At 69.7% G+C, this 25,040-nt stretch carries 20 protein-coding genes; 11 read left to right on the top strand and 9 right to left on the bottom strand.

Annotated features, from left to right (window positions below; translation table 11 throughout):
• Positions 1-31: 31 nt before the first annotated feature.
• Complete coding sequence (locus LZ199_RS27845; protein ID WP_253996801.1) at positions 32-1,408, top strand: acetamidase/formamidase family protein; 1,377 nt, start codon at positions 32-34, stop codon at positions 1,406-1,408.
• 46 nt (positions 1,409-1,454) lie between these two features.
• On the opposite strand, the gene LZ199_RS27850 is transcribed toward LZ199_RS27845, so the two are convergent.
• The 6 genes from LZ199_RS27850 to LZ199_RS27875 all read right to left on the bottom strand — a co-directional run bounded on the left by LZ199_RS27850 (position 1,455) and on the right by LZ199_RS27875 (position 8,651).
• A complete protein-coding gene (locus LZ199_RS27850; protein ID WP_253996802.1) occupies positions 1,455-2,210 on the bottom strand; it encodes a DUF5953 family protein in 756 nt (251 codons plus the stop codon).
• On the bottom strand, positions 2,207-3,040 hold the full coding sequence (locus LZ199_RS27855; protein WP_253996803.1) for a DUF6310 domain-containing protein: 834 nt from the start codon (positions 3,038-3,040) through the stop codon (positions 2,207-2,209). The genes LZ199_RS27850 and LZ199_RS27855 overlap by 4 nt, the downstream gene beginning before the upstream one ends.
• A gap of 155 nt (positions 3,041-3,195) precedes the next feature.
• Positions 3,196-3,966, bottom strand: a complete 771-nt coding sequence (locus tag LZ199_RS27860) for a hypothetical protein (RefSeq protein ID WP_253996804.1) — start codon at positions 3,964-3,966, stop codon at positions 3,196-3,198.
• Positions 3,967-4,088: 122 nt separating this feature from the next.
• The gene (locus LZ199_RS27865) at positions 4,089-6,035 is read right to left on the bottom strand and encodes a glycoside hydrolase family 71 protein (RefSeq protein WP_253996805.1); all 1,947 of its coding nucleotides are present in this window, start codon (positions 6,033-6,035) and stop codon (positions 4,089-4,091) included.
• A 279-nt stretch (positions 6,036-6,314) separates the two neighbouring features.
• Positions 6,315-6,965, bottom strand: coding sequence for a carbonic anhydrase (locus LZ199_RS27870; RefSeq protein WP_253996806.1), 651 nt, complete (start codon positions 6,963-6,965; stop codon positions 6,315-6,317).
• Between the two features lie 75 nt (positions 6,966-7,040).
• Positions 7,041-8,651: a glucosyltransferase domain-containing protein gene (locus LZ199_RS27875; RefSeq protein WP_253996807.1), complete on the bottom strand. Its 1,611-nt coding sequence runs from the start codon at positions 8,649-8,651 to the stop codon at positions 7,041-7,043.
• Positions 8,652-8,847: 196 nt separating this feature from the next.
• On the opposite strand from LZ199_RS27875, the gene LZ199_RS27880 reads away from it, so the two are divergent.
• Positions 8,848-10,518 (top strand): condensation domain-containing protein, encoded by a 1,671-nt coding sequence (locus LZ199_RS27880; protein ID WP_253996808.1) that lies wholly within the window; start codon positions 8,848-8,850, stop codon positions 10,516-10,518.
• Position 10,519: 1 nt separating this feature from the next.
• On the opposite strand, the gene LZ199_RS27885 is transcribed toward LZ199_RS27880, so the two are convergent.
• Both LZ199_RS27885 and LZ199_RS27890 read right to left on the bottom strand, forming a co-directional pair.
• On the bottom strand, positions 10,520-12,952 hold the full coding sequence (locus LZ199_RS27885; RefSeq protein ID WP_253996809.1) for an ATP-binding protein: 2,433 nt from the start codon (positions 12,950-12,952) through the stop codon (positions 10,520-10,522).
• A gap of 65 nt (positions 12,953-13,017) precedes the next feature.
• Positions 13,018-13,824, bottom strand: a complete 807-nt coding sequence (locus LZ199_RS27890; protein ID WP_253996810.1) for an alpha/beta fold hydrolase — start codon at positions 13,822-13,824, stop codon at positions 13,018-13,020.
• A 314-nt stretch (positions 13,825-14,138) separates the two neighbouring features.
• Here LZ199_RS27890 and LZ199_RS27895 point away from each other — a divergent pair, with 314 nt between their 5' ends.
• Positions 14,139-16,853, top strand: coding sequence for a N,N-dimethylformamidase beta subunit family domain-containing protein (locus LZ199_RS27895; RefSeq protein WP_253996811.1), 2,715 nt, complete (start codon positions 14,139-14,141; stop codon positions 16,851-16,853).
• A 15-nt stretch (positions 16,854-16,868) separates the two neighbouring features.
• On the opposite strand, the gene LZ199_RS27900 is transcribed toward LZ199_RS27895, so the two are convergent.
• Entirely contained in the window at positions 16,869-17,690 is an 822-nt protein-coding gene (locus LZ199_RS27900) for an alpha/beta fold hydrolase (protein ID WP_253996812.1), read from the bottom strand.
• A gap of 317 nt (positions 17,691-18,007) precedes the next feature.
• Here LZ199_RS27900 and LZ199_RS27905 point away from each other — a divergent pair, with 317 nt between their 5' ends.
• Genes LZ199_RS27905 through LZ199_RS27940 form a run of 8 tightly spaced genes read left to right on the top strand, consistent with a single transcriptional unit; the run spans position 18,008 to position 25,034 of the window.
• The gene (locus tag LZ199_RS27905; RefSeq protein WP_253996813.1) at positions 18,008-18,529 is read left to right on the top strand and encodes a Na+/H+ antiporter subunit E; all 522 of its coding nucleotides are present in this window, start codon (positions 18,008-18,010) and stop codon (positions 18,527-18,529) included.
• On the top strand, positions 18,522-18,821 hold the full coding sequence (locus tag LZ199_RS27910; RefSeq protein WP_253996814.1) for a monovalent cation/H+ antiporter complex subunit F: 300 nt from the start codon (positions 18,522-18,524) through the stop codon (positions 18,819-18,821). Before LZ199_RS27905 ends, LZ199_RS27910 begins: the two co-directional genes overlap by 8 nt.
• Positions 18,818-19,129: a monovalent cation/H(+) antiporter subunit G gene (gene mnhG, locus LZ199_RS27915; protein WP_253996815.1), complete on the top strand. Its 312-nt coding sequence runs from the start codon at positions 18,818-18,820 to the stop codon at positions 19,127-19,129. Before LZ199_RS27910 ends, mnhG begins: the two co-directional genes overlap by 4 nt.
• The gene (locus tag LZ199_RS27920) at positions 19,126-20,058 is read left to right on the top strand and encodes a hydrogenase subunit MbhD domain-containing protein (protein ID WP_253996816.1); all 933 of its coding nucleotides are present in this window, start codon (positions 19,126-19,128) and stop codon (positions 20,056-20,058) included. Before mnhG ends, LZ199_RS27920 begins: the two co-directional genes overlap by 4 nt.
• On the top strand, positions 20,055-20,384 hold the full coding sequence (locus tag LZ199_RS27925; protein WP_253996817.1) for a cation:proton antiporter subunit C: 330 nt from the start codon (positions 20,055-20,057) through the stop codon (positions 20,382-20,384). Before LZ199_RS27920 ends, LZ199_RS27925 begins: the two co-directional genes overlap by 4 nt.
• The gene (locus LZ199_RS27930) at positions 20,381-21,808 is read left to right on the top strand and encodes a complex I subunit 5 family protein (protein WP_253996818.1); all 1,428 of its coding nucleotides are present in this window, start codon (positions 20,381-20,383) and stop codon (positions 21,806-21,808) included. The genes LZ199_RS27925 and LZ199_RS27930 overlap by 4 nt, the downstream gene beginning before the upstream one ends.
• Positions 21,805-23,289, top strand: a complete 1,485-nt coding sequence (locus tag LZ199_RS27935; RefSeq protein ID WP_253996819.1) for a monovalent cation/H+ antiporter subunit D family protein — start codon at positions 21,805-21,807, stop codon at positions 23,287-23,289. The genes LZ199_RS27930 and LZ199_RS27935 overlap by 4 nt, the downstream gene beginning before the upstream one ends.
• Positions 23,286-25,034: a complex I subunit 5 family protein gene (locus tag LZ199_RS27940; protein WP_253996820.1), complete on the top strand. Its 1,749-nt coding sequence runs from the start codon at positions 23,286-23,288 to the stop codon at positions 25,032-25,034. The genes LZ199_RS27935 and LZ199_RS27940 overlap by 4 nt, the downstream gene beginning before the upstream one ends.
• The last annotated feature ends 6 nt before the right edge of the window (positions 25,035-25,040 follow it).

Here is a 25,040-nt window from a genome sequence, read left to right on the forward strand (position 1 = left end):
GGCTGGGGAGACGCTAGCGTGAAGCCCCTCCATGTCCAGCGACGTCTGGTTCGCTTGGAGGGTGCGTGGGGTGGACCTGGATGGCATGGTGCCCTCCGCCATGACCCGACTCGCCGTGACGTTGCTCCTCTGCTGTGTCCCTTCGCTGGTGTTCGCTCAGGCTCCCGTGAAGGAGCAGTGGGTCGTCACGACGGACCTCTGGGGCAACCCGCTCTACCAGGCCATGACGCTGGAGCGGACAAGCAAGCGTCTGGGCGGAGAGTTCGACGGCGACGTGCTGGAGGGCGAGCGGACGGGGCAGGACGTCCGCTTCACCGTCACGGACTCCCGCAAGGCGCTCTCCACCTTCACGGGCAAGGTGAGCGGGGACACGATGCGGGGCACCGCGGACATGCCCGACACCAACAACGCGCAGGCGCGGGTGAAGCACGCCTTCACCGCCCGGAGGATTGCCGAGCGACCCTCCGGCCCTCCGCGCCGCCACGAGTTCAAGCCCACCACCTGGTCCAACGAGTTCTCCGCGACGCGCGAGCCGGTGCTGACGCTCTGGTCCGGCGACACGCTCAAGACAACGACGCTCGACTCGGGGGGCGTGGATGAGCAGGGTGTCACCCGGGCGCTCTACGGAAATCCGCAGACCGGGCCGTTCTTCATCGGGGACGCGCGGCCCGGGGACATGCTGGTCATCCACCTGAAGCGTCTGCGCTTGAACCGGCGCTCGGCGGACAGTCTCGACAGCATCGTCGGCAGGGCGATGACGCCCGTGCTGGCGGCGAAGGCGACGGGGCTGGGCAAGCCCGTGCGCTGGACGCTGGACTGGGAGAAGGGCGTCGCGCACCCGGAGACGCCGACGGAGAGCCTGAAGGACTTCACGGTGCCGCTGCGGCCCATGTTGGGAGGACTGGCGGTGGCGCCGGGCTTCGGGATGCCCGCCATCTCCACGGGGGACACGGGGCGCTTCGGCGGGAACATGGACTTCAACGAGGTGGTGGAGGGCAACACCGTCTACCTGCCCGTCTCCCAGCCGGGGGCGCTGCTCTATCTGGGCGATGCCCATGCCGCGCAGGGCGACGGAGAGACGTCGCAGTTCGCGCTGGAGACCTCGATGGAGGTGGAGCTGACGGTGGACGTCGTGCGCGGCAAGGCGCCGTCGATGCCCCGGGTGGAGTCGCCCACGCACCTCATGGTGCTCGGGCAGGCGGGCTCCCTGGATGATGCGCTGCGCCTGGCGACCAGTGGCCTGACGCAGTGGCTGGAGCAGGACTATGGGCTGACGCTCTCGGAGAGCGCGCAGGTCATGGGGACGAGCGTGCAGTACGTCGTCGCCAACCTCGCGGGGCGAAGCGTCGGTGTCGTCGCGAAGCTGGACAAGTCGCGACTGGTGAAGCTCCGCCCCACGGCGAAGTAGCGCGGCCCCACCCTCGCAAGCATGCGAGGCGTGACGCCGTGGATGCTCAAGGCACCGCGCGCCCGCCTATCGCTGGGAAGCGCTCATAGGCGCGGAGGAGCGCATCGAGGTGGGCGGGGTTGTCGAGATCGAGCGGTGCCTCTGTGAGCTGCACGAGCCAGCCCCCCGTCGCAGTGCGCCGCGCTCGTGAGAGCAGCTCTGCGTCGCGAGTGGGGTCTGGAAACCCGATGGCGTGAGCGGAGGCTGGCGACCAGTAGTTGATCCATCCCAGGTAGTACGGAATCGCAGGTGAGCCGATTTTCACCGCGAACTTGAGCGCCGGGAGGCCCCGGGGCGGAATCCCCGGCTTGTGCACGGGGTCGATCGTCTGCCGTGAGATCTCTACTCCCGCACGGAAGGGCGTCGCATGCCCCCAGAACGCCTGCGCCCCCTCCGCCACACTCTCAAGCACATCCACCGAGACCCCAATCACGGTCTTGTCGAGTGGCAATTTGGCATGGACATCCAGAAGTGGTTGGCCCCCAGGCGCCTGGCTCGCGAGGATCTGCAACCCCGAGATCGTCACGGGGAAGCTTTCGTCGCCATTGCATACCAGCGGGAATCTCCCCTTCCTCGTCTCTTCCGTGATCCAGGCATCGCGCTGAGGCAAGGGGAGAGGCTGCCCTTCCTTGGAGAGCCTCCACTCCAGACGTAAACCGGGAAACGCCCGTTCCATCCCCTGGACGATGGTGAGCGAGCGAGCATCGTTGTCCACCAGCGCGGGTGCGTAGACGATGATGGCGAGGGGGTTGCGCTGAGTCATCGCTTGCACCCCGTGACGACGATCTTGAGTTCGCGCGCCTCAAGCTCCAGCGCATCCTTGTGCTCTTCGGTGCTCACTCCTACGACGAAATCATACTCACAGGACGCCGCGATCGCGTGCTCTTGCCGCAGTTCCGCCACTTGATTCTCGACCACCTGCTCCTTGAGGAAGTCACTGTAGGTGTCGAATCGGTCGGTCTTGATCTCCCACAACACGCGCGCGCCGACTTGCAGGGCGTCGAAGTACTTGGTGTCAACGAGCACGTCCATCCCAGGGTAGCGGTTGGGTGGAAACCTGTCGGCGCACTGGTCATGTGCGTCGTCTCCACCTCGATGCTTGACCGGAATGGCCTTGCACCTGGGGTGACGCTCGCGCTCCATGGGCTCGGTTGGCACCGGGGGGAACCAGTCCTGCCCTGATGGTTCCAGCTTGGGATTCCGATTCGCGGAGAGGCCACTCGAAGTGGCCTTCGTTTGGGCCACAGGCTCTACCTCTTCCTGACTGCCTCCGCTCAGCTCGTATGCAGCCAGCGCTTCCTTGATGACGACTCCCACCACCACCGCGCCAACGATGATCACCGCTCCCACGGCGAATTCGGGAGCGGCCAGGATACAGAGGCCGACTCCCAGGACAGCCGCGCCCGCGGAGGCGACGGAGCACCTTCCGGTCGGGTCATTGAACCGGATCCGGTCATGGTTGATGGCTTGAAAGCACCGCTCCGCCAACACGGGCCATGGCTGGGAAGCCTCCCGGACGGCGCACCGTCCCCCGTCTCGCCAGGGCAGAGTGGCCGCTCGCTGGAGGTTGGCGAGCCGTGGGTTCCGGGACATGCGCTTCGTGGGACTCGGTGCAGACGTAGCGCACGCCGAGAGGAAGAGCAGAAGTGCCGCGCAGGCATGGAGTCGCAGGGCTGCGTCCTTTCGAGCTGGCGAGCCAGGGGGGACAACTGGCCAGCTCCGGAGTATGCCAGGGGCCGCCGGCGTAACTACTTCCAGATGCTCCCATCCCACGTCCGCTGGACGTGCAGGGTGCCGCCGTTCACGCTCTCATCCCAGGTCAGCACGGGGCGGTCCTCCGCGCTCCAGCTCAGCTGGGGGTTGAACGCCACCGAGTCGGGTGAGTCGACCTCGTTCAGCTCGTCGCCCATGGGCAACCACCGCTGTCCATCCCAGCGGGCCGCGCGCAGCACGACGTTGGGGAGGTGCACCGTGGTCCGCTTGAGCCACGCGACGATGGGGTAGCCCCGTGCATCCAGGGCGAGGGTGAACGTGCTGACGGCGCTCAACGGAGGCCCTCCCAATCGCACATCCACCGGGCCCACTCCATCTCCCAGCATGTGGAACACCGTGGTCTGGAGCTCGGGCCCCGCGCGCTTCACATACACGCGGTAGACATCCTCCGCGTAGTTCGAGTTCACCTCCACGCTCTCTCCGGTGTCGCCAATCCACGCGACGACGCAGCCGTCGAAGCCCTGGTCCGAGTAGTACGCCTGGAGAACCTGCGGCGTCAGATAGGTCCTGAGCAGCCGGCAGTAGGGAAGGTTCGAGCCCGCATCCTGGATGTCCTGCAACGTCAGCCCGACGCGCGGCGGAAGCGTGGTCAGGGCCTTCGAGGTGGAGGCGGGCCGTGCGCCGTCCCCCGGCACCGGGGACTCACCGCCACCGTCACCGACGCAGCCCGCGAACAGGCCCGCGCACAGCGTTGCCACCACACAGCTCCGGGACCACCGGCTCAGGACGAAACCCTTGTCTTGCATCTGGCCACTCCCATGGATATCGGGTGGCTCAAAGCTAGACACGCGGCTCGAAAGCATCAGGCAGGGCCGGCCGTCGATGTTCAACGGCCGACCCTGGTCGCACTGCTCACCCGCGACTTGCGTCAGGGAAAGAAGGGCGAGCGGTCACACGAGAGGCTTCCACCCGCGCGGTACAGCATGTCCTGGTAGACGATGGTGTTGTTGATGGGGAAGGCGCTCGTCACGGACGCCACCGTGGCGCCGCCGCGCACCAGCCGGAAGCTCGGCGTGCCCTGCTGGAGCGGGACGCGGAACGACTGGATTCCCGCCGCCACATTCGTTCGCTGCACGCCGCCCGCCAGCTCGATTTCCAGCGTCGCGGGCGCCGTCAGGAACGCGAGCAGCTCGATTTCGTTCGCCGCGGCCGCGCCATTCACCAGCCGGTAGACGGCGCTCTGCTTCGTCAGGTCCGGCGCCGCGCTCGTCGAGTGCCGCCGGTGGAAGTAATACAGCGCATCCCGGACGATGGGCGGCTGCACGCCTGTCTTGAACCAGGCGGTGTAATACGCAGTCAGGTCGAAGGCCGCCCACTGCGTACCGGAGGACGGGGAGAACTCCGTCGCCTCCGAATAGTCATTCCAGGTGATGAGCTGCACCCAGTCCGCGCCGCCCTGGATGGCCGCGCCCCACAGGGCCCGGAGCGCCTGCGAGTTGTTCGCCTCTGTGTAGACGAGGTCCTTGGGCCGCGAGTCCTGCAGCGCCACCGGCGCCATCCACTGGAGCCCCATGCCGTGCGCCGTGCCGGGGTGGGCCAACTGTCCCGAGGCCCCGGAGAGCGTCCGACTGCCCCAGGTGGACGTGCCATGCAGCGGCACCACCGCCTTGAGCGCGTTCGTCTGCGCCACCCACGGATTGACATACACGGGCCACAGCGCCGAGGGGATTCCGCGCGTCTGGAGGGCCTGAATGGCGGAGGCCCACCACTGCGGCGTGCGCTTGTCCGCGTAGTACGGCGAAAGCAGCAGCCGCCCGTCCTCCAGGTGGTACACCGCCGGGTGCGAGGCCACCGAGGCGATGGAGTTCACGAACGCCGTCAGCGCCTCCGCGTCGGTGCCCGAGTACGTGGAGGTCATGTCCGGCATGAGGACGATGCGGAACCCGCTGTCGACGTTGCTCGCGGCTTGCAACAGCTTCAGCAGGCGGTTCCAGTGCGTGCCGGTGTGGTTGAGGATGTCGTAGGTGAAGCCGTCCAGGCCCAGCGCCGAGGCGCGGCGCACCTCCAGCTCGAAGTTCGCCAGCTCGTAGTCCACGCCGGACGCTCGGGGCGCCTGGGGCAGGGGCCGCTGCTTGAGGAGGCCGCCGCAGTACGCGAACTTGGAGTTCTCCCCGGTGGGCACCAGGTAGTGCCGCGCGTAGTAGTCGACCGACGGCTCCCGGTTGTCGAGGGAGAGCGGGTAGGGCGAGAAGTAGTGCGCGAAGACCTTCTTCGGCGACGCGCGCAGCGTGCTCAGGGCCGGCAAGTCCAGCGGCCAGCACGGCGTGGCGGGCGCGGCGGCGAGGTCCGCCGTCAGCTCCAAATCGAAGCTCAGGTCCGACGAGTTGAGCGTGGACTGGTGCACCTCCACCGCGAGCACGTTGGTGCCCGAGGTGAGCGCCGTGGCGGGGACGGAGACGCTGTGCCATGTCAGCTCGGCGCTGTCGGCGATGACGGTGCTCGCCAGCGTCGACGCCGTCACCGCTCCGGCGGGCAGGTTGCTGCGAAGGACCTCCTGACCGTTCAGGTAGACGATGGCGCCGTCATCGCGCAGCAGCCGCAGCACCACGTTGCTCACCCGCGTCGGGTCCGCGACGGTGAACGTCTTGCGCAGCCACGTCGTCACGTAGCGCGACGACGTGCTGGGGCCGTAGGAGACCACCGTGGCCTCGTCGCCGTCACCGTAGCCGAGCTGCGCGGGGCCCTGCTTCCACGCCGTGTCCGCGTAGCCCGCGGCCGTCCAGCCCGCGCCCGGGTCCACGCCCGTATCGCGGTAGCGCCACACACTTCCTGGTGCGACGAGCGTGCTCAGTTGGAGGTGTTCCTCCGCTGTCATGGGAGGAGGCGGGGTTTCCTCGGGCAGGGAGGTGGGACCGCAGGCTCCAAGCAGCGGGAGGAACACGGCAAGCCAGACTGCTCGACGAGAGGGGGAGGAGAGCATGTTGGTGTTGTCTTCCAGGGGGTGTGTAAAAACCGGAAGACTTCCAAGTCACTGATAACAAGTGACTCGCTGCCCTGTCCCAAGAATGTCCCGAGCCCTGGCAATCCCACTTCCGGGCAGTGGCTCCCCCCGCGTGGACCCCTCATCGCGCTGCGACACGACGGAGGCCGCCCGCTAGGAAGTCGGGTCCTTGTCCATGAGGTTGTAGACCTCCTGCACGTCGCGCAGCAGCTTGGGGAAGTCCAGCTCCAAGTCCCTCAGCAGGCCGGTGCGCATGTCGAACACCCAGCCGTGCACGGTGGGGAAGCCCTTCTCCAGATAGGTGCGCTGCACGGCGGCCGTCTTGACGATGCTGAAGCACTGCTCGGTGACGTTGAGCTCCACCAGCCGGGCGTAGCGGGCCTCCGGGTCCGTGAGCGCGTCCAGCTCCGCCTTGTGGAGCCGGTAGACGTCCCGCACGTTGCGCAGCCACGGGTTGAGGATGCCCAAATCCCGGGGCTGCATGGCGGCCTTCACGCCCTGACAGCCGTAGTGGCCGCAGACGACGATGCGCTTCACCGACAGGTGGCGCACCGCGTAGTTGATGACCGACATCACGTTCAGGTCGACGTTGTTGACCAGGTTCGCGACGTTGCGGTGGACGAAGACATCCCCGGGCTCCACGCCCATGATTTCGTTGGCGGGCACCCGGCTGTCGGAGCAGCCGATGTAGAGGTACTCGGGGTTGTGCTCCGAGGACAGCCGCTCGAAGTACCGAGGGTCGTCCTTCGTCTTGTCTGCGGACCAGCGACGGTTGTTCTCGAAAATCTGTTCGTAGGAGGGCACGGACCGGTGGCATGCCCGGCCCGGTGCCCCGGCGTCAACGGGGGAATTTCGGTTCAGGTGCGCGGTGGCCGCTGCTCAACGGGCGAGCTGGAGGGGCACCCGCCGCGCCTGGCGCATGTCGACGAGGATGTCGTAGGCGCGCGCCTCCGGAAGGACCGCACCCGCGGCGAAGCGGTAGAGCGACTGGGGGTCTCGCTCCAGGGGGAAGCGCTCCCGGACGACGGTGGCGAGCAGCTCCTTGGCCACCCACTCGGTGTCGACCGACACGGAGCCGAACTCGTCCAGGTAGCGCTGGGATGCCGACGAGTCCCCCTGCCGCGCGGTGAGGACGAAGACGCGCGGCTTGCGCTCGGGGATGATGGCGGCGGCTCCCTGCCGCATCAGCTCCAGCTCCCGGCCCTGGGGCCGCGCGAACAGCTCCACGGACTGCAGGTGCGCGAGCAGGGCGCTCACCGCGACGAAGCCGCCCAGCACCGCCACCGCCACGCGAGGCCCCCGCGTGGGCCACCGCTCTCCCAGCTTCACCACGGCGGCGAAGAAGAACACGCTCCACACGCCGGTGAGGGCATAGAGGGTCCGGTACGTGGGCCACCGCTCGCTGGCGAGCAGGCTGGCGCAGTACGCGACGCCCGACAGGCCCACCAGCGCCATCACCCACGTCCCCACGCCCACGCGTCCCGCGCGCCGTCCCTCGACGACGAGCCCCAGCGTGAGCACCGCCAGCGTCACGCCCACCATGGGCCAGTAGCCACCGGAGGGCGCGGCGTCCGTGTCGTTGAGCGCGTTGAGCGCCAGCGCGTTGGGCAGCACCTGGGTGACGAACCAGACCGCCTTGTCCACGAAGTGCCGCTCCAGCACCATGCGCGGCGACGGCGTGAAGAGCCCCAGCCAGAAGGTCAGCCGGGTGATGACATAGGCGAGCCCCAGGCCCCCGCCCACGACGAACAGGTGGCTGGCGAGCCAGCGCGCCGGCGTCCGGACGTCGTCGAACCGCCGCGTCACCAGCGCCGCCGCGAGCAGCACCGCGTAGAACGGACCACTCGCTTGATAGATGAGCGTCGACGCGGCCAGGGCCACCACCGCGCCCACGCACCAGGGCCAGCGCCGCGTCCCGCTCGCGGAAGGCCCCAGTCCCCGTCGGGCCAGGGCGAAGGCCAGGGCGCTCGCGAGCAGCGCCACCGCCTGGGGCCAGCAGATGCTCCAGCTCGCCAGCACCTGCGCGGAGGGAATCACCGTGAGGAACGCGGCGAGCAGCGCGGCGTGAGCCCGTCGCCACCCCTCGGCCCGGAACAGCAGATGGAGCGTGAGCGACAGCAGGGCCAGCCCCAGCACGCCCAGGGCCCTGAGGCCGCTCAGGCCCTCCACGCCGTCCGTCTCCCGCGTGGAGCGCTCCAGGAGCCAGCCATACAGCGGACGGCCCATGGCGCCGCACACCCGCAGGATCTTCCCGGGCTCCTCGCGGGCCTCGCGCTGAATCGCGTAGTCGTCTCGCAGGCCGTAGGGCAGCGAGATGGCGCTGCCATAGACGACCCATGGCAGCAGGAAGAGCAGGGCGGCCGTACCCAGTGCCCGGAAGGCGCCTGTCGTGATGCGTGTGCGCAGGGGAAACCTCTGAAGGCGCGCGAGCCTAGCAGAGTGGGATGACGCGTCTCGGTATCCGTGTCGTCCGTTGTAAAAGTGAAACACCCCACAACGACTTCACGGCCCGGCCGCCCAGGCCCATGCGGCAAGTCGCTGTGGGCGCGCGGGGCCAAAGGATTGGCAGGTGACGCCCGGCAGGGCGCGCTCGTCTGCTCGTGCACGCCTGAAGGGCAGCCTCCTGGAAGCGCTCCTTGACGTTGTCACTCCACGCACGCACCTCCAATGGAGTGGAAGTGCTTGCGTGAAATTCGAATCCCGGCTGCCTGCTCACAATGTGACCATCGAGGGCTGGGTGGTGGAGTGGCTCGCGCTGCACTGGCAGATGCCCGCGGCGTCCATCGACACCCGGCGCCCCCTCGTCGAGCAGGGGCTGGACTCCCTGGGGGCCATCTGCCTGGCGCATGATTTGGAACAATGGTTGGGTTTGCCGCTCACCCTGTCCTTCCTCTGGCAGCAGCGCACCATCGAGGCCCTGGCGCGCGCGCTGGCCTCCCCCGACGCGCTGTTCGCCCTGTCGGCTCCGAGCGAGTCCGGAGCGGCGCGGGTGTCCTCCAATGAGACGCCGCCTGTGTCCCCGGGGCAGCAGCGTGTCTGGCGCCTCGACACCCTCCAGCGGGGCAGTGCGCGCTTCCACGTCCATTTCGGTCTGCGATTCGACGGTCCCCTGGACGTCGAAGCGCTGAGACTCAGCCTCCAAGAAATCGTGCGACGCCACGAGTCGTTCCGGACGACGTTCCGCGAGCAGGACGGGCGGCTGACGCAGGAGGTGGCGTCGTCGCTCCGGGTGGAGTTGCCCGTGGTGGACCTGCGCGCGGAAGAGGACGGCGGCGCGGAGCAGGCGCTGCGCTCCGCGTCCTTCCGGACACTCTTCGCTGCGCGGGGCCGCGCGCCGTTCGACCTCGAGTCAGGCCCGCTGATTCGCACGACGCTGGTCGTGCTGGCGGACCAGGCGCATGTCCTGCTGGTGACGCAGCATCGGCTCATCACGGATGGGCCGTCGCTCGGAGTGTTCAATCGGGAGCTGGCGTCGCTGTATCGCGTCTTCCATGCGGGGGTGCCGTCGCCGTTGGCGTCACCCTCGCGTCAGTGGGTGGACGTGGCGAGGTGGCAGCGGGACTGGCTGGACAGCGAGGCGGCGGCGCGGCAGCGCGAGTACTGGCGCGCGCGGCTGGAGGGGGTGCCGGCCCTGACGCTGACGTCGCGAAGGCCCAGGGCCGAGGAGCCGCGACAGGGCGGGCTGGTCTGCTTCGACGTGCCCGTGGCCCTGACGGCGGCCTGGAAGGCGCTGGCGAGGGGGGAGGGCACCACGCTGTTCACCGCGCTCTCGGCCGCCTTCGCCGTGCTGCTGCGCCGTCATGCGGGCCAGGAGGACCTGCTGCTGGGCACCGTGGTGGCCAACCGGGGGCGGCGCGAGCTGCGCGACGTGGTGGGCTGTCTGGCCAACACCGTGGCGCTCCGGTGTGACTTGACGGGCACCCCCACGTTCCGGGAGCTGCTCGCCAGGCACCACTCGCACACCACGGAGGACCTGAGTCATCAGGAGCTGCCGTTCGACGAGGTGGTGCGACAGGTCCGCGACGCGCGGGGCGAGTCTCCGGCGGTGCAGGTCGCCTGCGTGTTCGAGAACGCGGCCGCCTTCGAGGTGGCCATCCCTGGCCTGTGCTGCACGCTGCTGTCGGACACGCCGGATGCGTCGGTGCCGGGCACGGCGCGCCATGAGCTGACGCTGCTCATGCGCGAGGACCAGGGGCGCCTGCGAGGCGCCTTCGAGTACGCCTCCGACGTGTTCCAGCCCGCCGAGGTCGAGCGGCTCTCGGAGGACTTCCGGCGGCTGCTGGGGCGCGTGGTGGAGATGCCCGATGCGAGGCTGGATGCGCTGACGGCTGGGGACTTCGCCGCGATGACGGGGTGACTCAGGCGCTGGTGTCCGAGGGGGGAGCCCCCGCGGAGTGGACCTCGGGCACCGCCTCTTCCAGGGCAAGCCTTGCCTCGTCGAAGTCCCGGAGGGCCGAGTCCACGAGCGCGCCCAGTCGCTCAGGAGGCTCCCGCTGCGAGCGCGCCTCCAGCTCCTCACAGGTGCGGGAGAGGCGGGCCGCGCCGAACAGGGCCGCGCTGGAGCGCAGGCTGTGCGCGTGTCGCGTCAGCGCCTCCGCGTCCCGCTCCTCCAGGGCCCCGCGGAACGAGGCCAGGTGCTTGTCGGCGTTGCGCAGGAAGTCGCGCACCAGGGTGGTCAGCTCGCCCCGGTCCGAGCCGGTGAGCAGCTCCAGCCGCTGGAAGGCCGTCGTGTCGAAGGAGACGGCCGGGGGCGCGGGAGGCGGCTCGAAGCGCGGCGCCTCCGCCGCGTTCTCCAGCGCGGCCACGAGCAGCCCCACCTCCACGGGCTTGGTCACGAAGTCGTTCATGCCCGCCTGGAGGCACAGCTCCTGGTCTCCCTGGATGACACTGGCCGTCATCGCGATGATGCGAGGACTTCCATAGCGCCGCGCATCGGCGCGGATGCGCCGCGTGGCCTCCAGGCCATCCATCTGGGGCATGTGGACGTCCATGAAGACGACGTCATAGGACTCGCGCTCCAGCGCGCTCAGGGACTCCTCGCCGTTGCCCGCGATGTCGGCGTCGTAGCCCAGCTTCTTGAACAGGCGCAGGCCGACCTTCTGGTTGACGGGGTTGTCCTCCACCAGGAGGATTCGCAGCGGCAGGCGCTGGCCCAGGGTGACGTCCAGCTCGGCCGCGGGCCGGAGGGGCACCACCTGGCCTTCCCGGAGCACGACTTCGAGCGTGAAGGTGGAGCCGACCCCCACGGTGCTCTGGACGCGGATGGTGCCGCCCATCATCTCCGCCAGCCGCAGGCTGATGGCGAGCCCCAGGCCCGTGCCGCCGTAGTGCCGGCTCGTTGACGCGTCCACCTGGCTGAAGGAGCGGAAGAGGCGGTCCATCCGCTCGGCGGGGATGCCGATGCCGGTGTCCTGGATGGTGAAGCGCAAGGGCCGGCGCTTCGCCTCGGCGTCCGGGCCCGTGTCGCCGCGTGAGACGTGGACGGTGACACCGCCCTCGTGGGTGAAATTGAGCGCGTTGCCCACCAGGTTGACGAGCACCTGCCGCAGCCGCGACTTGTCGCCGAGCAGCGCGTCGTGTACGTCCTCGTCCACCGAGTGGCGCAGCGTGAGTCCCCGCTTCGCGGCCTGCGGGCTCAGCAGTCCCAGGCACTCCTTGAGGCTCTGGCGCAGCGAGAAGGACTGGCTGTCCAGCTCGAAGGCGCCGGCTTCAATCTTGGAGAAGTCGAGCAGGTCATTGATGAGGCGCAGGAGCGAGTCGCCGCTGGTGTGGATGACGTCCACGCACTCCTGCTGCTCCTCGGTGAGCGACGTCTCGCGCAGGAGCTGCGCCATGCCGAGCACGCCATTCATGGGCGTGCGAATCTCGTGGCTCATGTTGGCCAGGAAGCTGGACTTGGCGGCGTTGGCGGCGTCGGCCTCCGCGCGCGCGGCGTCCAGGGCCACGTTCTTCTCGCCCATGGCGGACAGCGCGTCCTGCGCCTCGGTGACGTCCAGGAAGGCCCACAGCCGGCCGCGCGCGGAGCCCCGGCGCGCGGGCACGCAGGAGACGGACAGCGTCTGGTGCGGGGACTCGAAGCGCCAGCGCATGTTGCGCAGCTCGGGCTGGCTGCCGTCGAACATGCGCGCCATCCGCTCATCGATTTGAGCGCGGTTCGTCGCGCGCTCGCGCAGGGCGGCCATGGCGCGGGACATGAGGTGGGCGGGCACCTGGCCTTCCGGCAGCCCCAAGAGGAGGGCGCCCGGCTTGTTCACCCAGGTCTCCACGCGGTTCTGCTCCAGGAAGACGAGCCCGCAGGGCACCGCGTCGGTGATGGCGTCCACGCGCGCGCGCAGCGTCTCCGTCGCGCCTTCCAAATCGCACTCGCGCGCGGCGGTGAGCAGCAGGCCGGACAGCGCTCGCAGCGCGGCGTGCTCGGCGGGTGTGAAGGGAGTGGTGCCATGGCGCAAGAGGAGCAGGGCGCCCTTGCGGTCATCGACGGACTGCCACGGCAGCACGGCCATCGCCCCGCGCAGCGGCTCCGGGAGGCCGAGGTCCTGGGGACTCGGGTGGAAGAAGCACCACTGCGTCTCTCCCAGCACGCCCCTGAAGAGGGCCTCTCCCAGGTGGGCCAGCCGGGGGCGCGCGGCGGGAGTGCCCGCCAGCTCGAACACGGTGACGGCGTCGATGCTGCGCAGGCTGACGGCCACGTCCGCGTGACACGCCTGACGCACCACCTCCAGCACCCGCGCGAGCTGTCCACCATCTCGAACCGACAGGGCCTGCACCGAGGCCACCATCAGCTCCGTCACCGAAGAATCCACGGGGGACGGTACGGAAGTCCCCCCGGGAGTGGACGCATCCTCCTCCAGCAGGCTCACGAAGCGGCGGCGAGTGCCTGGGCGATGAGCGCGTTGACCTCGTTGGGCGCCGTCATGTGCGGCAGGTGGCCCTGGTTGGGGACGTAGTGAAGCTGTCCCTTGGGCAGGCTCTTCGCCAGGTACTCGCCCACGTGGTTGGGGACGGCGAAGTCGTGGAGCGGCTGGACGACCCAGGAGGGGACGTTCAGTCGGGTGACCTGCTCGCGGAAGTCGGACTCGAAGATGATGCGAATCACGCCGATGGCGATGTCGGGCCGCAGGGCGATGAGGGACTCGGAGAAGGCCTTGACCACCTCGGGCGTGGCGGAGGGCCCCACCGCGGCCTGCGCGAAGCCGCTGGCCCACGCGTCGAAGTGCTTCTCGATGGTCTCGTAGAGCGCATCGATGTCCGGCCGCTCGAAGCCGCCCCGGTAGTCGGGGGCATTGATGTAGCGCGGGGACGCGCTGATGAAGACCATGCCGCGGAAGAGCTCCGGACGGACCAGTCCCGCGAGCAGGCCAATCATCCCGCTCATGGAGTGGCCCACGTAGAACACGTCGCGCGCCTGGACGGCCTCCAGCACTTCAATCAGGTCCAGCGCGTAGCTCTCCAGGCCAGCGTAGCGGTGCGGACTGTAGGCCTCCAGGTCCGAGCCCTGGGCGCCCACATGGTCGAACAGGACGATGCGGTGCGTGTCCTCGAAGGCACGCACCTGGTTGCGCCAGGCGGTCTGGTTGGTGCCGAAGCCGTGGGCGAGCACGAGCACGTCGTCGCCCCGACCGACGACCTGCACATTGTTTCGAGTGAGGACCGTCTTGGACATGGTCAGCGGATTGTAGGCCAGGCGCCCCACGCGCGAGGACCGGGCCCGCCTGCCCTCCGGTCAGCCACTCAACGAAAGCGCCTCGTGGACCCACCCCGCGTCGTGGAAAACCCTGAGTGGCTCCAGGTCAGGAAACGTGGGGTGCCGCCACCTGGCCGCGAGTGAGGACTCGCGCGGACGGGCCATGTCAGACATTCGCCGCGTCGGCCCTGGCACAGACGCGAGCGCCATTGTTCTCGGGCGCCCACTGGGCACGCGGTCAGGTTGAGAGGGATTCGGCGGGCGATGACAACCGGCGTGGGAGGAACGCGCTCATGGGGTTGGCAATCGTCCTGACGATGGTGGGAGTGATGTCCGTCACACCGGCGGAAGAAGAGGCACGTCGAGCTGGCACCACGGAGTGGATGCTGAGTCAGCCCGCCACGGGGGCCCAGCTAGAGGGGTACGCCGGTGCGACCAGCGTGCAGCGCGGAGAGTCCATCGACATCCATGTCCGGACGGACGGCGCGCGCCCGGTGCGCTGGGAGCTGTACCGCATGGGCTACTACGGGGGCACGGGCTCCCGGAAGCTGGCATCCGGAGGCCCCGTCACCATCGGCCCCCAGCCCACGCCCGTGGCGGACCGGACGACGGGTCTGGTCGAGTGCCGCTGGCCCACCAGCTTCACCGTCCCCACGCAGGCGAGCTGGCCCAGCGGCGTCTATCTGCTCAAGCTGCGGCGCGACGACGGGCCCCAGTCCTACGTCATCTTCGTCGTGCGCGCGGACGAGCGGAAGAACACGGGCGTCCTCCAGATTCCGTTCACCACCTTCCAGGCCTACAACGCGTGGGGCGGAGAGAGCCTCTACTCCACCTCCCTGGGGTTGTCCGGAGGCCACGCCAAGGTCGTCTCGTTTGACCGGCCCTATGTGGATGGCAATGGCGCGGGCGAGTACTTCTACGCCACGCACTACTTCGTGATGTGGGCGGAGTCGAAGGGCTACGAGCTGTCCTACGTCACCAACGTCGACGTGGACAGGGACCCTTCGCTGCTGCTGGGACAGCGGCTGTTCATCTCCGCGGGGCATGACGAGTACTGGTCCCGACCGGCCCGGACGGCGGTGGACGCGGCGCTGGCGTCGGGGGTGAGTCTGGCGTTCCTCGGCAGTGACACGAGCTGCTGGCTCATCCGCCTGGAGTCGTCGAGCGCGGGCGCGTCGCGGCGCAAGCAGGTCTGTTACAAGGACGAGGCCCGCGCGGAGGACCCGCTGGCCGGCACACCGCTCGTCACCGTGCGCTGGCGCAACGCGCTGCTCGGTGAGCCGGAGAACGGACTGGTGGGGGTGATGTCCGACGCGTGGGGAATCATTCCCCAGCCGTACGTCGTGCAGACGCCGGGCGCGTGGCCCTTCGCCGGTACGGGGCTCGCGCAGGGCGACTCCATCCCCTCCGTCGTCGGCTATGAAATCGACCGCGCGTGGACGAACGGCGCGGGGCCGCCCGGCTTCATCCCGCTGGCGCAGTCGCCGGCCATCAGCAACAAGGGCGAGCCCAACTGGCACACCTCCGGCCTGTACGCCGCGCCCTCCGGCGCGTTCGTCTTCTCCAGTGGTGGCATCTCCTGGTCCCAAGGGCTGTCCCATCCCCACTTCGCGGACCTGCGCGTGCAGCGCATCACCGACAACGTCATGCGCAAGGCGGGGCTGCTGCCCACGCTCGACGGGGATACGTTCGGCGCGGAGAGCCCCCGGCCGGTGGACCGCACGGGCCAGTCCGCGGGCGTCTCCACGTTCGCCGGGCGCGCGTTCCAGGAGGGCCTGGTGAATGGCCCCGCGACGCAGGCGCGCTTCCGCAGGCCCGTGGGCGTGGCGGTGGACGGGACGGGGACGGTGTTCATCGCGGACACGGGCAACCACGTGGTGAGGCGCATCGCCAACGACGAGGCGCGCACCGTCACCACCATCGCCGGCACGGGATTGCCGGGCGTGGGGGAGGGGCCGGGCGCGACGACGGCGCTCCGCTCGCCGCAGTCCATCGCCATCGCCCCGGACGGCACGCTCTACGTGGCGGACACGGGCAACCACCGCATCGTCCGCATCTCCCGGGGAGGAAGCTGGACGGTGAGCACCTTCGCCGGAGCGAAGGATGGCCGACAGGGCAAGGCCGACGGCGTGGGCACCGCCGCGCGCTTCCAGACGCCTGGCAGTGTGACGTTCGCTGGCGCGGACCTGTACGTGACGGACACCTTCAACCACCGGCTCGCGCGCATCTCTCCGGAAGGGAGGGTGAGCACGGTGATTGGCGCCCGGGGCTCCGGCAGCACCAACGGCCCCGCCAGTCAGGCCCGCTTCCACCGGCCAACGGCGGTGGCCTTCGGTGGGGGCGCGCTGTGGGTGGTGGACACGGGCAACCGGCTCATCCGCCGGGTGGCGATGGATGCCAGCTTCACCACGTCCACCGTGGCCGGCGCCGTCACGGGCGGCTTCGCGGACGGCGCGGGCGGCGCGGCGCTGTTCCTGCCCATGCTGGGCGCGGCGTATGTGGAGGGGAGGCTGCTGCTGACGGACACGGGCAACGAGCGCATCCGCGCGCTCGTCGGCGGACAGGCGCGCACCTACGCGGGGACGGGGGCGCATGGGGCGCGCGACGGCGCGGCGGAGCAGGCGACGTTCAGCCTGCCCACGGGAATCGCCGCGCTGTCGGGGGGAGACGTGCTCGTCGTGGACCAGGGGGCGTCGACGGTGCGCAGGCTGCGCGCGCCTTCGAGCAGTGGAGGACCGCGCCCCGTGCCGCGCATCACCGGCGGTCCCTTCTCCGGAGCCACCGCGCCGCTGGACGTGTTCCTCGATGCGACCACCAGCACGACGACGGAGCCGGGGAGCTGGATTCAGCGCTTCCGGTGGGAGTTTGGCGACGGCACCACGTCCGACGCGGCGTACCTGGAGCACCGCTATGCGGGCGTGGGCCGCTACACCGTCACCCTCACCGCCACGGATGCCAAGGGCGTGAGCGCCTCCACCACCCAGGTCATCCGCGTGGGCGTGCCCTGAGACAGCGTGGAGCCGTCAGGCCTTCACGAAGGCGAGCAGGTCCGAGTGGAACTGCTCCCGGTGCGTCACGCAGAGGCCGTGCGGTGCACCGGCGTAGACCTTCAGCGTGGAGTCCTTGACGAGCTTGGACGACAGGTGCGCCGACGCGCCGATGGGGACAATCTGGTCGTCGTCGCCGTGGATGATGAGCGTGGGCACGTCGAACTTCTTGAGGTCCTCCGTGAGGTCCGTCTCGGAGAACGCTTTGATGCAGTCGTAGGCCGGCTTGAGGCCGCACTGCATGCCCGCGAGCCAGAACGCGTCGCGCACGCCCTGGGAGACCTTCGAGCCCGGCCGGTTGGCGCCGTAGAAGGGCGTCGTGAGGTCCTTGAAGAACTGGGAGCGGTCGGCGAGCACGCCCGCGCGGATGCCGTCGAAGGACTCCAGCGGTAGTCCGCCCGGGTTGGCGGCCGTCTTCACCATGAGCGGCGGCACCGCGCCCACGAGCACCGCCTTGGCCACGCGCTTCGTGCCATGGCGGCCGATGTAGCGGGCCACCTCGCCGCCGCCGGTGGAGAAGCCGACGAGGATGGCGTTCTTCACGTCCAGGGTGTCCAGCAGCGCCGCGAGGTCGTCGGCATAGGTGTCCATGTCGTTTCCGCCCCACGTCTGGGTGGAGCGGCCATGGCCCCGGCGGTCATGCGCGATGCAGCGCAAGCCGTTGGAGGCGAGGAAGAAGAGCTGCTCGTCCCAGCTGTCGGAGCTGAGCGGCCAGCCGTGGCTGAAGACGACGGGCCGACCCTGGCCCCAGTCCTTGTAATAGATGCGTGCTCCGTCCTTCGTCGTGATGATGCTCATCGTGGCTCCCAGGGGATGACGGCGGTGGTGGCAATCTAGCCGCCGCCATCGTGCGCCTCCACGCCCTGGGGAGTGGGGCTGGAGCCCCCCAGACGGGGGAGGGTGGGCTCGTGGATGTCTGTGTTTGAGAGGGATTCCCCCGGGCTCGGGCGTCGACCTGTCGACAATCGTGCTGGTGGCGCTGTGTCCGATATGCGTCGAGCGAGGCGTGCGGGCCGACTCGGCCCGACGCGACCGTGGACCTGGCACTAGGGTCCTCGGCCGTGGAGACAGGGGATTCGGGTCAAGAACAGGGACACACGGGAGGGCTCCGCAAGGTGGGGTCCTGGTTCCGTGCGGGCGCATGGAAGAGCGCGGTGGCGCGCGTCGTCTTCGTGAGCGTGGCGTGGTGGGCCCTGTGTGACGGGGACCCGAAGAGCTTCACCTTCGGCCTGCCCGTCGTCCTGACGGTGTCGGTGGTGAGCTTCCTCTTGAGTCCGCCCCGAGGCTACGGGTGGCGGCTCACGGAAGTCTTGCGGTTCGCCGGCTTCTTCCTCGCGGGCTCCGTCCACGGAGGCTTCGACGTGGCGCGCCGCGCGCTGGCGCCGAGCCTGCCCATCTCCCCGGTGTTCGTCCGCTATCGGATGCGCCTGCCTCAGGGCGCCCCCCAGACGGTGTTCCGAATCACCCTCAGCTTGATGCCGGGCACGCTGAACGCGGATGTGCTCGGGGACGAGCTGGTGGTGCATTCGCTCGTGGACCGGGGCGAGGGCATCCACCACGAGCTCGAGAACCTGGAGTGGCGCGTGTCGCGACTCTTCGGCTTGGGGATTCCTCCCCCGGAGCCCGCCCATGCATGAGCTGCGCACGGGCCTGGCCTGCTTCCTGCTCTTGAACATCCTCGCCGGCATGGTGCGAGTCATCCGCGGACCCACGCTCACGGACCGCTTCATCGTGGCGCAGCTCTTCGGGACGACGGGCGTGGGCGTCCTCGTGCTGCTCGCGGCGGACGCGGGCAGGGACGCGCTGCGGGACGTGGCGCTCGTGTTCGCGTTGCTGGCGCCCGTCACGGTGGTGGCCTTCGTGCGCTTCGCGGTGGGGAATGAAGCGAACGGCGCCAGCGCGGCCTCTGACGAGGAGCCGCGCCCGTGAGTCCCTTGGAGCTGCTCTCCGCCGCGTTCCTCCTGGCGGGCGCCGCCTTCTGTCTGGCGGGGACGGTGGGCGTGCTGCGCTTCCCGGACGTGTATTGCCGGCTGCATGCGCTCACCAAGGTCGACAACCTGGGCCTGGGGCTGGTGGTGGCGGGGCTGGCGCTCCAGTCCGCCTCGTGGGCCACGGCGCTCAAGCTGTTCCTCGTCTGGCTCTTCGTCCTCATCTCCAGCGCCTTCACCTGTCAGCTCATCGCGCGCGCGGCGCTCCGCAGGGGCGCCGTGCCCTCCGGAGGGCGGCGGGAGCCATGACGGACGTGCTGCTGGATGGATGCCTCGCGCTGTGTCTGCCCTTGCTGGCCTGGCTGGTGCTGAGGACCGAGTCGCTGTCCCAGGCGGTGGTGCTCTTCGTCGCCTTCGGCCTGCTGTCCGCGCTGGGCTGGGCGCGGCTGGATGCGCCGGACATCGCGCTGGTGGAGGCCGCGGTGGGCACGGGCCTCACCGGCGCGCTGCTGATGCACACGCTGAGCTGGACGGAGGAGACGCCGCCGGATGTCCGCGCGCGAGCCCGGCGCAGGCCCTGGGCGCTGCTGGCCACGGCCGCGCTGACGCTCCTGCTCGGCTGGGCCGTGCTCGCGCTGCCGGCCGACAGCCCGGGCCTGGGCCCGGAGGTGGAGGCCCGGCGGGAGGACAGCGGGGTGAAGCACCCCGTCACGGCGGTGCTGCTGAACTTCCGGGGCTACGACACGCTGCTGGAGATCGCCGTCTTGCTGGTGGCCGCGCTGGGGGCCCGGGCGGTGAATCCGCGCAGCGAGCGGGCCTCGTCCGATGCGGCGAAGGACCCCCTGACGGGCGAGCTGTTCCGGATGATGACGCCCGCGCTGCTGCTGGTGGCGGGTTACTTGGTGTGGGTGGGTGACCACGGGCCGGGCGGGGCCTTCCAGGCGGGCGCCATCCTGGCGGGAGGTGGGGTGGTGGCGATTCTCACGAGCCGGATGGGAACGCCGCGCATGTCCTCGCTCCGGGTGCGCTGGGCGCTGCTCACCGGCCCGCTGCTGTTCATCGGCGTGGGGGTGGCGCCGCTGCTCTCCGGACGGCGCCTCCTGGAGCTGCCGGAGAAGCTTGCCGGCACGCTCATCTTCATCGTGGAGATGGCCCTGACGGTCACCATCGCCATGGTGCTGCTGATGTTCTTCCCGGGGACGCGTCCCTCGAGGGCGGGGCGAGGGGGCGAGCGATGAATCCGTGGGCCCTCTACGCCCTGTCGGGAGTGGCGCTGTTCAGCGTGGGGCTGGTGGGCCTCTTCTCGCATCAGCACGTGGTGAAGCGCATCCTCGCCTCGAACATCACCGGCTCCGGAGTGCTGCTCGTCCTGGTCGCCCTGGCGCGGCGCATGTCCTCGGGCCCGCCGGACCCCGTGCCCCACGCGCTGGTGCTCACGGGCATCGTCGTGTCGGTGAGCTCCACGGCGCTGGGCGTGGCCCTGGCGCGCCGCATGGCCCGGCTCCAGGCCGAGGCGACCCACCTCCCCGAGCACGAGCCCCGCTCCGACGGGGAAGGTCCATGACGAGCGTGGCGGCCTTGATGGTGTGGCCGGTCATCCTCCCGCTGCTGGGGGCGGTGCTGGCGCTGTTGGTGGGGCGCCCGGGCGTGCGCCTGGTCGCGGGCGTGGCGTCGGTGGCCACGCTCATGGCCTCCTCGATGCTCGCGTGGGAGGTGGCCCATCAGGGCGTGCTGCATCAGTCCATTGGCGGGTGGGGTGCCCCCCTGGGCATCGAGTGGCGCGCGGATGGCCTCGCCGCGCTGATGCTGCTCACCATCGCGCTGGTGGGGCCGCTCATCAGCGTCCACGCGCTGGACCACTTCGGAGACCGCGAGGACCGGGAGTTCCTCCCGCTGTGGCTGTTCGTCTGGTGCGCGCTCAACGCGCTGGTGCTGTCGGCGGATGCCTTCAACCTCTACGTCACGCTGGAGCTGACGACGCTGGCGGCCGTCGCGCTCATCGCGGTGCGCAGGGATTTGCCGGGGCTCGACGCGGGCCTGCGCTACCTGCTCTTCGCGCTGCCGGGCTCGCTCTGCTACCTGCTGGGCATCGCGCTGCTGTACGGCGCCCATGCCACGCTGGATGTGGGGACGCTCGCCCAGCGCGTGCAACCGGGGCCGGTGACGTGGGTGGCGGCGGGCCTGGTGACGGTGGGCTTGTGCCTCAAGACGCCGCTGTTCCCGCTCCATGTCTGGCTGCCGCCGACGTACACGGGCGCGCCCACGCCCGTCACGGCGCTCCTGTCGGCGCTCATCTCGAAGGGCTCCTTCTACGTGCTGTTGCGGCTGTGGCTGGAGGTCTTCGCGCCCGTCATGGACGCGCAGGTGGGGCAGCTGTTGGGCGTGCTCGGTGCGGCGGCGGTGCTGTGGGGCTCGGCCCTGGCGCTGAACCAGACGCAGCTCAAGCGCGTCGTCGCCTATTCGAGCGTCGCGCAGATTGGCTACATGTTCCTCGTCTTCCCCATGGCGACGAGCGGGGCCCGCGCGGGCGCCATCTACCTGGTCGTCTCCCACGCCGCAGCGAAGGCCTCCATGTTCGTGGCGGTGGGGAACATCCACCAGGCGGTGGGCATCACCGCGCTGGGCGGCGTGCAGGGGCTGGCCCACCGGATGCCCTTCACGTTCCTCGCCATGGCGCTGGGAGGCATCAGCCTGATTGGCATTCCACCCAGCGGAGGGTTCATCGCGAAGTGGCTCCTGTTGAATGAGGCCATCGGCACGCGGCAGTGGTGGTGGGGGCTGGTGCTGCTGGTGGGCAGCCTGATGGCGGCGGCGTATGTCTTCCGCATCCTCCGCGGCTCGTTCCTGCCGCTGCCGCCCGGGGTGACGGTGCGCTCCATCCCCCTGGGCAACGAGCTGGCGCCGCTGGCGCTGGCGCTCATCGCCCTGGTCCTGGGGTTGGTGCCCTGGTTCCCGTTGGACTTGCTGGCCATCGGGGCGTCGCGATGACGAACACCTGGCTGCCGCTGTCCGTGCTGCTCAGCTCGCTGTTGCCCGGGCTCATCATCTTCCTGCTCGCCGAGGAGCAGCGGCGCACGCGCACGTTGCTCAACCTGCTCGCGGCCGTCACCAAGCTGGTGCTCACGGGCGTCATGGCGTGGGGGGTGTACCAGGGGCGCCAGTACGAGACGCGGCTGACCTTCTTCCCCAAGGCGGACCTGGTGCTGAGGGCGGACTCCTTCAGCCTGCTCTTCATCACCCTGTCCGCCGTGCTGTGGTTCGTGACGACCATCTACGCGGTGGGCTACCTGGAGGGCACGGACCACCGCAGCCGCTTCTTCGGCTTCTTCTCGCTGTGTGTCGCGTCGACGATGGGCATCGCCCTCGCCGGCAACCTGCTCACCTTCTTCCTGTTCTACGAGATGCTCACGCTGTCCACGTACCCGCTGGTCATCCACCGGGGGACGCCGGAGGCGCTGCGCGCGGGCAACGTCTACCTGCGCTACACGCTGACCGGTGCCACGCTGCTGCTGGCGGGGGTGGCGCTGCTCTACTCGCTGGCGGGCGCGGTGGAGTTCACCGAGCGAGGCGCGCTGAGCGCCGTGGCGGCGCACCGCACCGAGCTGATTGTCGCCTTCGTGCTGTTGATAGGGGGGCTCGGGGTGAAGACGGCGCTGGTGCCGCTGCATGGCTGGCTGCCGGTGGCGATGGTGGCGCCCGCTCCCGTCAGCGCGCTCTTGCATGCCGTCGCGGTGGTGAAGGCGGGCGCCTTCGGCATCACCCGCATCATCTACGACGTGTATGGCGTCTACCTGGTGCATGACCTGGGGGTGATGCAGCCCCTGGCCATGGTCGCCGCCGTCACCATCCTCTACGGCTCGGTGCGCGCGCTCCAGCAGGGCGACTTGAAGAAGCGGCTGGCCTACTCCACGGTGAGCCAGGTCGCGTACATCGTGCTGGGCGTCTCCATCTTCGGGACGGCGTCCACCATTGGCGGGTTGGTGCACCTGGTGCATCAGGGCGTGATGAAAATCACCCTGTTCTTCTGCGCGGGGAACTACGCGGAGGAGCTGCACGTGCACCGCGTGAGCGAGCTGCGCGGGGTCGGACGTCGGATGCCCCTGACGACGGCGGCCTTCACCGTGGGCGCCCTGGGGATGATTGGCATTCCGCCCGTCGCCGGGTTCATCACCAAGTGGTACCTGGGTATCGGCGCGCTGGAGGCGCATCAGCCCTGGCTGGTGGTGGTGCTGTTGACGAGCAGCCTGCTCAACGCGGGCTACTTCCTGCCCATCGTCTACTCCGCGTGGTTCCAGGCCCCGCGCGAGGAATGGAAGCCGAGCCCCCGGCGGTGGGAGATTGGCTTGTTGTTGCTCCTGCCCACGGTGGCCACGGCCGTGCTGTCGCTCGCCGCTGGCCTCTTCGCCGGGGCGGAGCTGAGCCCGCTGGGCTGGACGCGGCTGCTCACCGAGCGGGAGTTCCGTCCATGAGAGGGGATGAGCTCGCCTCGCTCGCGGTCGTCGCGGCCCTGCTCGTGCCGCTGGTCCTGACGGGGGCGGTGATGCTTCCGCTCACCCGTCGCCTGGGCCTGGCGCTGGCGCCGTGGGCCGCGCTTCCGGCGCTGGGGCTGGGGTTGGGCACGGGGGTGAGCGTCCACTGGAAGTGGATGCTCCTGGGGATGCGGCTGTATTCGCCGGACCAGGTGACGCGGACGTACCTGCTCTTCACCGGGATTCTGTGGCTCTTCTCCGGCCTGTTCGCGCGCGGGTATCTGCGCAAGGACACGCGCCGCGCCTCGTTCTGGGGCTTCTACCTGGCGACGCTGACGGGGAACGTGGGCGCGGTGCTCGCGTGGGACGTGTCGAGCTTCTATCTGTTCTTCGCGATGATGACGTTCTGCGCGTACGGGCTCGTCGTCCATGAGCGCACCGAGGCGGCGGCGCGGGCGGGCCGCGTCTACATCAGCATGGCCCTGGTGGGAGAGGTGCTGCTCCTGGCGGCGTTCTTCCTCCTGGTGGGAACGCGCGTCAACCTGTCCTTCGACGAGGTGCCGCGCGTGGTGGCGGAGTCGTCCCACCGCGATGTCATCTGCGTGCTGATACTCGTCGGCTTCGGCGTCAAGGTGGGCGCCCTCCTCCTGCACATGTGGCTGCCGCTGGCGCACCCAGTCGCGCCCGCGCCGGGCAGCGCCGTGCTCAGCGGGACCATCATCAAGGTGGGTGTGCTGGGCTGGCTGCGCTTCCTGCCGCTGGGACACGCGAGCCTGCCCACGCTGGGCACCGTGTGCGTGGCGGCGGGGCTCACTGCTGCCTTCTATGGCGTCGCGGTGGGGCTCACGCAGCGGGAGGCGAAGACGGTGCTGGCCTACTCCAGCATCAGCCAGATGGGCTTCCTCACGCTGGCGGTGGGGCTGGCCCTGGGCGCGCCGGAGGCGGCTCCGGTGCTCATCGGCGCGGTGCTCGTCTATTCGGTGCACCACTCGCTGGCGAAGGGGTTGTTGTTCCTGGGCACGGGCCTCCTGCCCGCCACGGGGCGACGGGGCTGGCGGGGCGTGCTGGTGCTGGTGGGGTTGACGTGGTGCGCGCTGGAAATCGCGGGGGCGCCGCTGACGAGCGGGGCGCTGGCGAAGCTCTCGTTGAAGTCCGCGGAGGCCGCCGCGCACGCCTCGGAGGCCCTGCCGACGCTGCTGTCCCTGGCCGCCGTGGGAAGCACGCTCATCATGGCGCGCTTCCTGGAATGCACCGTGCCCAAGGCTCCGGAGGAGGGGAAGGCCGGCGCGGGAGGGATGCTGCTTTCGTGGGGGCTGCTGCTCGCCGTGGACACGGTGCTGCTCTTCTGGCCACCGGTGGGACGCGACGAGCTGCCGCACCTGCTCGAGCCGAAGTATCTGTTCTCGGCGGCGTGGCCCGTGCTCGTCGGTGGAGTGGTGGCGGCCGTCGTGTGGCGCTCGCGGCGATGGCGCACGTGGCGCGTGCCGGTGCTTCCGGCGGGGGACGTACTCTGGCTGCTGATGAAGGTGCTGTGGCCGGGCTGGCGCCTGCTGACGACGGGGGCGGACCGCGAAGAGGAGGAGAAGGCGAAGACGGCCGCGCGGATTCAGGAAGGGTTCGCGCGGCTCCGGCGAGCCTCACTCGACGAGGTCGAGAACGCCGAGGAGAGGCTGAGCCGGCTGAGCCACGTGGGCCTCGCGCTGCTGTTGTTCCTGGGGGTCTTCATCCTGCTGTTGGTCCGGTAGGGGAAA

It is taken from the genome of Myxococcus qinghaiensis, from assembly GCF_024198215.1.
Taxonomy (GTDB): domain Bacteria; phylum Myxococcota; class Myxococcia; order Myxococcales; family Myxococcaceae; genus Myxococcus; species Myxococcus qinghaiensis.